Genomic DNA, 1,387 nt, shown 5'->3' on the forward strand with positions numbered 1-1,387 from the left:
GTGTCCTGGGCCAGCGGCTTCTCGATGATCGCGTGCACCCCGGCCGCAGCCAACGCCAACCCGACCGGCTCGTGGTAGACCGTCGGCACCGCCACCATGCAGTAGTCGAGGTCGTGCTTGATCAGGCCCTCGATCGAGTCCTCCAGCGGGCGGTCGCCCGCGACACCGTGGGTGTCACCACCGGGGTCGGCCACCGCCACCAGGTCCACACCCGGCAACGAGCCCAGGACCCGGGCGTGGTGACGGCCCATCATGCCCAGGCCGATCAGGCCCGCGCGCAGGTTCGCCATCAGGCACCGGCCTTCGCGAGGGCGTTGACCGCAGTGACGATCCGCTCCAGGTCGTCCTGGGACAGCGAGGGGTGCACCGGCAGCGACAGGCACTCGGCGGCAGCCTTCTCCGTCTCGGGCAGGTCGACGCTGCCGTCACCCACGAACGGGGCCAGGCGGTGGTTCGGCACCGGGTAGAACATGCCCGAGCCGATGTTGTACTCCTCGCGCAGCGCAGCGGCCAGGCCGTCACGGTCCTGCGGCACCCGCACCGTGTACTGGTGGTAGACGTGCACGGCACCCTCGGCCACCGGCGGCGTCGTGACACCCTSCAGGTTCGCCGACAGGAACGCCGCGTTCTCCTGGCGCTGCTTGGTCCAGGCACCGACCTTGGTCAGCTGCACCCGCCCGATCGCGGCGTGGATGTCGGTCATGCGCATGTTAAAGCCGACGACCTCGTTGTGGTACTGCTTCTCCATGCCCTGGTTGCGGTACAGGCGCATGAGGCGCTCGACCTCCGCGTTSGCCACCGASACCATGCCACCCTCACCGGACGTCATGTTCTTGGTCGGGTAGAGCGAGAACATCGCGAACGTGCCGAACGCACCCACCGGGGTCCCGTTCAGCGACGCACCATGGGCCTGCGCCGCGTCCTCGTAGACCTGCAGGCCGTGCTTGTCSGCRATSGCCATCAGCTGGTCCATCTTCGCCGGGTGCCCGTACAGGTGSACCGGCATGATCCCGACCGTCCTGTCCGTGACCGCGGCCTCGACCGCAGCCGGGTCCAGGCAGAAGTCGTCGGCCGAGATGTCCGCGAACACCGGCGTCGCCCCGGTCAGCGCGACCGAGTTGGCCGTCGCCGCGAACGTGAACGACGGCACGATCACCTCGTCACCGGCCTTGACCCCGGAGGACAGCAGCCCGAGGTGCTGACCCGAGGTGCCGGAGTTGACCGCGACACACGCCCGGCCGAGGCCGAAGTGCGCGGAGAACTCCTCCTCGAAGGCCTTGACCTCCGGGCCCTGGGCAAGCATGCCGCTGCGCAGGACGCGGTCGACCGCCTCACGCTCCTCGTCGCCGACCAGCGGCTTGGCAGGGGGAATGAACTCGGTCATGGT

At 69.2% G+C, this 1,387-nt stretch carries 2 protein-coding genes; both read right to left on the reverse strand.

Translation table 11 applies throughout. The features are described 5' to 3' along the window. On the reverse strand, window positions 1-290 hold a 290-nt coding region (locus AB4Z02_RS18900; RefSeq protein ID WP_441972896.1), incomplete at its 3' end, for a Gfo/Idh/MocA family protein. Further along, complete coding sequence (locus AB4Z02_RS18905) at window positions 290-1,384, reverse strand: DegT/DnrJ/EryC1/StrS family aminotransferase (RefSeq protein ID WP_441972898.1); 1,095 nt, start codon at window positions 1,382-1,384, stop codon at window positions 290-292. The genes AB4Z02_RS18905 and AB4Z02_RS18900, both read right to left, overlap by 1 nt. Window positions 1,385-1,387 lie beyond the last annotated feature (3 nt).

It is taken from the genome of Pedococcus sp. 2YAF34 (assembly GCF_052114585.1).
GTDB lineage: Bacteria > Actinomycetota > Actinomycetes > Actinomycetales > Dermatophilaceae > Pedococcus.